The sequence below is a fragment of the Bacillus sp. 2205SS5-2 genome (assembly GCF_037024155.1).
GTDB lineage: Bacteria > Bacillota > Bacilli > Bacillales > Bacillaceae_K > Bacillus_CI.
In genome coordinates this window covers 21,863-28,995 of record NZ_JAYKTS010000016.1, presented here as the reverse complement: position 1 = coordinate 28,995, position 7,133 = coordinate 21,863, and the positions used below count along the sequence as shown (strand labels likewise).

Here is a 7,133-nt window from a genome sequence, read left to right as displayed (position 1 = left end):
TAAAATCATATACATCCCGTATAACAGCGTTTTTCCTTAACCTAGAAAGGAAGAAAAATCCTTCATCTGTCATGCGATCAAAACGCTCGTAATCTAGGTATCCACGGTCAAACACATACATGCATTCTCTGTCATCTACCATGATTTCGAGTTGACCACGATCATGTTCTTTTGCCGTTGTCATGATGGCTTTTTCAGGATAGGAAGTCCCTTTTTCCATAAACACAAGGCGTAGATGCAACTTTACACCAGCCTTTGTTTTACGGAATTTTGCCCATCTATGATTGGTTAAATTAAGTGGCAATGTGCTTGAGTCGATAATTTTTAATGGCATGACGAGTTTTGTATAGTGCGTTTTCACATGAATTTGGGAGACTAAATCAAGGAAAAGTCTTTGAAATAGATCTGGATTTAACCCGTTTAGTCGCCGTGATAGCTGAGAAATACTAATCGAATCGAGGTCGATACCTTTTTGAAGCTGATCATCGAACAGACAATCACTTAATGCATGGAGACTTTCGACTTCATGCAGCTGCGAAAAAAGCAGTAATTTAAGGAATGACTCGGTTGTCAATTTTTTCGTATAGAAATCTAATTTTAAGGTTTTCACGTTTTCTTCAAATAATGAAAGATTTATCGGAGAAAACCATTGTTCAAATGAAGTTTTTGGTGTAATCTTGTCCATGAGATTGGTCCTTTATTAGTGGATTTGAACGGGTTACCACCTGACTTATCTATTATAAAGGACTTTTTCTTTGCTTAAAATAAAATTATTGAATATTTTGAGTATTTTTAATAGTGAAATTAAATTAATGCAACACTAGTGCTAAAAATTCAATTTATTTATCCTTGCCGGCTAAAGCAAAAAAAGGAAACACTCCAACAGAGGTGGTTCCATCCATTTGGATTTTATTTACAATTAGACTTTAGCGACAATGACAGTTTTTATATTAAGACACAGCTTTCCCTTCTATTTTCCGAATCCAGATGCGTGACGGCTTCCAAAGGGCTGCCTTTAATAACCGGCTAATTTGGAGGGTTTTACGCTTACTTTTCGTTTCAAGTTGCGCGAGCACATGCAAACAATACACGATAAGTGCGATGAATACTTGATTATGAATCGCCCATTCACTTTGGCCGTAGAACTTTTTGATGTTCAAATGTTGTTTGATCCACTTGAAAAATAGCTCTATCGCCCACCGTGATTCGTACATATCAGAGATTTCTTCGGCACTTAAGTCGAAACGGTTTGTGATAAGGTGCAGCTCATTCCCTTTTGAATCGTTCACTTTTATTAGGCGAAAAACATTTTCAGCCCGATTTTGTGTCGTGCCAATTAAAACCATTTGATCTGAATGGACATCGGAATTGTCTGGGAGTCTGAAATCTTCAAGGACACGAATCACCGCGTTTTTACGTAATCGTGTGAGGAAGAAGTAGCCTTCATCTGTCATGCGATCAAAACGTTCGTAATCCAAGTAGCCACGATCAAAGACGTACATGCATTCTTTATCGTCTACCATGACTTCGAGCTGATTTCGATCATGTTCTTTCGCATTGGTGATAACCGCGTTTTCAGGGTAGGATACTCCTTTTTCCATAAACGCAAGGCGTAAATGTAGCTTAACACCCGCTTTGGTTTTTCGGAATTCAGCCCATTTGTGATTCGTTAAATTGAGAGGTAATGTACTTGAATCAATGATTTTTAAAGGCATGGCATGGTTGACATGGCTCGTTTTCTTCTGAATTTGAACAACTAAGTCTAGAAATAGCTGTTGAAAGATATCTGGATTGATCGTGTTAAGTCGTCGTGACAACTGTGAAACACTGATTGAATCTAGGTTTGTGCCCATTTGAAGATCGTCATCAAAAAGGCACTCGCTCAGCGCATGTAGACTTTCTGTTTCGTGTAGCTGCGAAAAGAGCAGTAATTTTAAAAATGAGTCCGTCGTAAGTTTCTTCGTATAATGATCTAATTTCATCGTTTTCACGTTTTCTTCAAATAATGGAATGTTTATGGGTGAAAACCATTGTCCAAATGAAGTTTTTGGTGTAATCTTGTCCATGAGATTGTCCTTTTTTAGTGGATTTGGACGGGTTACCACCTACCTTATCTATTATAAAGGACTTTTTCTTTGCCAAAAATAATAAAATTGAACATATTGAGTATTTTTAATAGTTAGATTAAATTAATGCAACACTAGTGAAATTACATATGAATTCACAGACCAATTCACAAGGGGAGAAATAATTATTGGAGAGTTGTGAAATCAGGAGTGATTTGCGTTGGGTTTTATTTACGAATAACGAAGGAAGAAGGAAAAAAATGTTAAAATATAGTTATGAAGCAGATAAACTCTTTATTCAGTTAAAAGGCAGGTTAACAGAAAAATTCGAAACTTTAATTGTTTGGCACTCGTCAAACACAGAAAGGGGGTAATTAAATGAAGAAAAATCTAAGTCTTGTTTCTTTTGCTCTGTTGTTGGATTGGTTATTGCTTTATTCGCTGAACGAGGAAGGTATAGAAAAATTGCCTTATTTGGTAATGGAACTATCATATTCTTTTCTCTTATTATTCCATTTGTTGTATCTACATTTTTTTGGAATACTCCTTAATGAATTTTGATGCTTTCTTCCGTTAAAGGGGGATTTAATTGAATAAGGAATATAAAGAAATAGGCTTAGAAGAGATTCTCCTCTAAGCCTTTTAATGTGAATTATACTTTGAATCATTAAACGGATATTATGTGATTTACCTTGTGATTTGATCTGCGTTTTTGCACTTTGTACCCACAAGTAACCCCGTCCTAAATTTAGAACGGGGTTATGCTTGCTTTGGTTTTAATATTAAAGGCTGTTTCGCAAAGTTTGTGGCTTTTCGAATCAGTTGATCATCTATGATATAGCTTTGTTTCGAGCATCATTTACGAAATGCAGAAGTGGCTGCCCAGGGACGGCAGGCATCTGGCAGAACACGTAGTGAATACCGATTCACGCAGTGGGCTGACATTCGACCTGAGTCCCTAGCCACTGCAGCTGGATCACGAAATGCGGAAGTGGCTGCCCTGCGGCGTCAGGCAAATGAAGAACTTGGAGGTGATGCCTGCATCGCTGGAGGGTTATTCATTTGACCCCGAGCCGCAAGCCACTGCAGCTAGATCCGTCTATTTTTGAGGGAAAACAACCGTGAAATGGAAGGTTTAATCAAAAATATGATGAAATAGCCACAATGTATACGAAAAGAGCCATATTAAAAAACTATATTGTTACTTTACATGATGATCGAATGCACAAACATAAGTGAAAATCATTCCGTAGTTGTCCGTTTTCACATAAGATTGAACGATTTATTCACGAAATCATGTGCTCAATTTCTACATTTCTGGACTAAAATCAAAATATGGTGCTAGTAATTCTATCGTCATAGGATTAAGAATTAGTTTGAAATCTGTTCTTTTTTCTAACACTTGCCCAATTGTCATTTTTCCAACACTTGCGGGATAATAAGTAAGACAAATTTCACCACACCAAGCCTTACTTACTCATTGTACTCAAGAAACTCGAGACGGTTTCCCCAAGGATCATCAACAAACATACGCATACGTCCTTGAATGGGTTCCCCTTCCTTCACATCTACATCTTGATTAAGTAGATGTTTCATAAAGTCGGCTAGATTGGTGACGACCAAACCAGGATGCGCCTTCTTGGCTGGCAAAAAAGAATCCTGGATACCAATATGTATTTCTTGCCTACCACACTGAAACCAACAGCCTCCCCTTGCCCGTAAATTTTCAGGTTTAGGAACTTCTTCCATCCCTAATAATTCACCATAAAATCGCCTAGCTTCATCCTCACACCCCTTTGGGGCAGCCAATTGAATATGATCAATCCCTCTAATCCAATTACTCATTTTCCTACCTCCAATCCACCATTCCACTATTATACATTATCACCTCATAGATTCCCCCAAAATGATAATCAATAAATGGCTTTTTCGCAAAGATTGTTGCTTTTCGGATAGAAGGGAGATTCTTTACTGGTACAATTTCGCGTACTTTTCCAACGAGAAATTTTTCAGTTCTAGATGAAAACTAGGAATTCACACGAAAAACCTTTCTGCCTTTTTTTCTTAGTGACAGGAACGAATAAGTTTACGAAAAGAGTCAAATAAATAGAAAAAAACTAGGAAGGTTTTTCTTCCTAGCCCTACTCTTCTACATCTAATAAGAAGTCTGGGTCCAGTTCTTCGAAGTCTTCATCTTCAACTTCATAATCCCAATCGTCATCTTTGCATTCATCTGGATTTACATGTACGCAAATTTTTGTTTCTCCGATAACTTCAACAAGAAATTCTCTTTCCACGTGAACAATAATTTTATTTCCATTCGGTGAGATGACCGCTTCCACACAATTTGGCTGTTGAAGAACAGTTGCGACCACTTCTTTGTCATCTAGGCAATCTGGATCGCGGTACTTAAGCTTAATAACATCAGTGTATTCAACCGTTTCGGTCACAACGGCTGTTTTCGAGTTGTCATTATAGGAATACCACACGTTAATATCATATGACCCGCAAACTTCTACTTTTTTACCTACTTTGCGTGCTTCATACTCGTGATTGATGATCCAGCAACCTAAAATGCTCGATGGATGGTGCGGTGGGCTAATCGTATGATGAGACTGTGTGAATTTTCGTCCCTTCGCTACGACCGCTTTTGTGATTATCTCTCTGAATTCTGCCATTCGAGCGAACCTCCTCATTCATTTTCAATTCATCTTATGCGACATCCTAGACGTTTGTGCGATGAAGTTTGGATAGTCGTCTAAAATGTTTCGAGATAGTTCATTCTATGCGCCTAAGGAGTGAATGTTCCCAATTACTTTCTTTGAAAAATTCAAAAGGAAAAATCAATGATTCCTTGTAACTAAGATATTAAAATGAAATTGCTTTTATGAATTATTATAAAAATACTCCACCGGATTTGACTTGATTTCTGCATGAATATAAAATATAATTATTCATATATTCAATTAATAAAGGAGAACTCTTATGGTTAAAGGCTTTAGTACTCATGAAAAAAAACTAATCAGACATCAATTAATCGAAAAAAGTACCGAGCTTTTCTCTATCTACGGACTGCAAAAAACGAGTATTTCCCAAATCACCAAAAAAGTTGGAATCTCACAAGGAACATTTTATTTGTTTTTTTCTTCTAAGGAAGAGCTTTTTTTCCATGTGATACAAGTTGAAGAAGACAAAATTAAGAACATCCTTCAAGACGATCTCGACTCCCCAGAATTTTCGGTCCAGGATTTAACAAACCTCCTATTAAAATCACTGACTCTAATAGAAAATAGCCCTGTGCTATTGACGGTATTTGAAGAACAAACGCTTCAACAGATCATGAGAAAAGTATCTCCTGAATTGCTGAGGGATCATTTTCAAAAAGACGAATCTCTGTTAGCGCCTTTAATCAACAGATGGCAAAAGGAGAATGTTCTGACAAACTATTCAATAGAAGTGATTACGGGAGCCTTACGAGCTTTTGTTTTACTGCTTCAACATAAAAAAGAAATTGGAGAGCAATATTTTCTACAAACGATGAATTTTTTAGCCAAAAGTATCGCAAATGAGCTACTAAGGAAAGGAGAGTAAGGATGATTTCCGTTGAGAACCTACGTTTTCGTTATCCGAAGCAGAACAAATATGTATTAGAAGAAATTAGCTTTTCGCAGCGAAAAGGCGAAATTTTAGGGTTTCTTGGTCCCTCTGGGGCAGGAAAAAGTACGTTACAAAAAATACTAATTGGGATTTTAAAACAATACATTGGTTCCGTTAAAATCCAAAACATAGAAATGAAACAGCAAGTACCGGCTTACAATAACACCATTGGGGTCGCATTTGAATTCCCTAATTTTTATCAAAAATTTTCTGGATTAGAAAACCTCGTTTTCTTTTCAAAATTATATACTGGACCAATGCGGGATCCTGTGGAATTACTCCAAAAAGTCAATCTTGAAAGAGATGCTGATACATTGTTTTCTCGTTATTCGAAAGGAATGAAAATGCGCCTAAATTTTTGTCGTGCGCTAATGAATTCACCGCAGCTGCTTTTTTTAGACGAACCAACATCGGGACTTGATCCTGTGAATGCTCAATTAATGAAAAAACTCATTCAAGAGGAACAACAAAAAGGAACCACGATCGTCATTACCACACATGATATGCATATAGCTGAGCAGCTTTGTGACCGCGTGGCGTTTATTGTAGACGGACGTGTTTCCGTGATTGATACTCCGTTACATCTAAAGTTGATGTATGGAGACAAAAAAGTCACCGTTCGATATGAAGGAAACGATTGCATTCAACAGCAAAGTTTTCACTTACAAACTCTAAAGGCAGATTCGTCATTCATGGACATTTTAACTAATAAAACGATTTTGACGATGCACACGAAAGAAGCGTCCTTGGAGGAAGTTTTCATTCACCTCACAGGAAAGTCTCTACTATGAAATTACGCTCATTGTTCTTGATGGATGTGAAGTTTCAGTTTCGTCACGGATTTTATTATGCTTATGGATTAGTCACGATTTTCTACCTAACATTTCTTTTTCTGCTTCCCCTACCTTCGGAAAAAATGTTTGCCATATTAATTATTTTTACCGACCCTTCCTTGCTAGGTTTTTTCTTTATTGGCGGCACACTCTTATTAGAAAAGGGACAGGGAATATTAAATAGCATATTTATCTCGACCGTCTCCGTGCATCATTATCTATGGTCTAAATTACTTTCCTTAACGCTCTTAGCCTATGTATCAAGTATTCTTATTTTTAGCATGATTTCTCCAACCACCTCCCATTTTTTTCTTTTTCAATCGGAGTGATCTTGCTCTCATTATTTTTTACTCTGTTAGGTATCCAGCTAGCCGTCTATTCCAAAAGCGTGAATGGATTTTTATTTTCTTCCCCTTTATACGTCCCAATATTCATTTTGCCCGTCCTTACTTATCTAGAGCTATGGGAAGCACCAATTCTTAGACTACTGCCCAGTGATGCTGCTCTTCAGTTGATGAACGGAAGCATTCACACGTTAGAAGGTTATATAACTTGCATTCTCCTCCTGCTCTTATGG

Annotated in this window: 9 protein-coding genes; 5 read left to right on the top strand and 4 right to left on the bottom strand. The window is 37.2% G+C overall.

What is annotated here, in order from left to right:
* Both U8D43_RS11895 and U8D43_RS11890 read right to left on the bottom strand, forming a co-directional pair.
* Positions 1–685, bottom strand: a 685-nt coding sequence (locus U8D43_RS11895) for an IS4 family transposase (protein ID WP_335871400.1), incomplete at its 3' end; no start/stop codon positions are given.
* Positions 686–950: 265 nt separating this feature from the next.
* Complete coding sequence (locus U8D43_RS11890) at positions 951–2,066, bottom strand: IS4 family transposase (protein ID WP_335871399.1); 1,116 nt, start codon at positions 2,064–2,066, stop codon at positions 951–953.
* Positions 2,067–2,444: 378 nt separating this feature from the next.
* On the opposite strand from U8D43_RS11890, the gene U8D43_RS11885 reads away from it, so the two are divergent.
* Entirely contained in the window at positions 2,445–2,627 is a 183-nt protein-coding gene (locus U8D43_RS11885; RefSeq protein WP_335871398.1) for a hypothetical protein, read from the top strand.
* 313 nt (positions 2,628–2,940) lie between these two features.
* Complete coding sequence (locus U8D43_RS11880) at positions 2,941–3,132, top strand: hypothetical protein (RefSeq protein WP_335871397.1); 192 nt, start codon at positions 2,941–2,943, stop codon at positions 3,130–3,132.
* A gap of 407 nt (positions 3,133–3,539) precedes the next feature.
* Here the strand turns inward: U8D43_RS11880 and U8D43_RS11875 are convergent, their stop codons facing one another.
* Both U8D43_RS11875 and U8D43_RS11870 read right to left on the bottom strand, forming a co-directional pair.
* Positions 3,540–3,911: a VOC family protein gene (locus tag U8D43_RS11875; RefSeq protein ID WP_335871396.1), complete on the bottom strand. Its 372-nt coding sequence runs from the start codon at positions 3,909–3,911 to the stop codon at positions 3,540–3,542.
* A gap of 296 nt (positions 3,912–4,207) precedes the next feature.
* On the bottom strand, positions 4,208–4,744 hold the full coding sequence (locus tag U8D43_RS11870; RefSeq protein ID WP_335871395.1) for an outer spore coat protein CotE: 537 nt from the start codon (positions 4,742–4,744) through the stop codon (positions 4,208–4,210).
* Between the two features lie 307 nt (positions 4,745–5,051).
* Between U8D43_RS11870 and U8D43_RS11865 the strand changes: the two genes are divergently transcribed.
* Genes U8D43_RS11865 through U8D43_RS11855 form a run of 3 tightly spaced genes read left to right on the top strand, consistent with a single transcriptional unit; the run spans position 5,052 to position 6,885 of the window.
* Complete coding sequence (locus tag U8D43_RS11865) at positions 5,052–5,657, top strand: TetR/AcrR family transcriptional regulator (RefSeq protein ID WP_335871394.1); 606 nt, start codon at positions 5,052–5,054, stop codon at positions 5,655–5,657.
* Positions 5,658–5,659: 2 nt separating this feature from the next.
* Positions 5,660–6,514, top strand: coding sequence for an ABC transporter ATP-binding protein (locus tag U8D43_RS11860; RefSeq protein ID WP_335871393.1), 855 nt, complete (start codon positions 5,660–5,662; stop codon positions 6,512–6,514).
* Positions 6,511–6,885 carry a hypothetical protein gene (locus U8D43_RS11855; RefSeq protein ID WP_335871392.1) on the top strand — a complete coding sequence of 125 codons (375 nt, stop codon included), beginning with the start codon at positions 6,511–6,513 and terminating at the stop codon, positions 6,883–6,885. The genes U8D43_RS11860 and U8D43_RS11855 overlap by 4 nt, the downstream gene beginning before the upstream one ends.
* Positions 6,886–7,133: the final 248 nt, after the last annotated feature.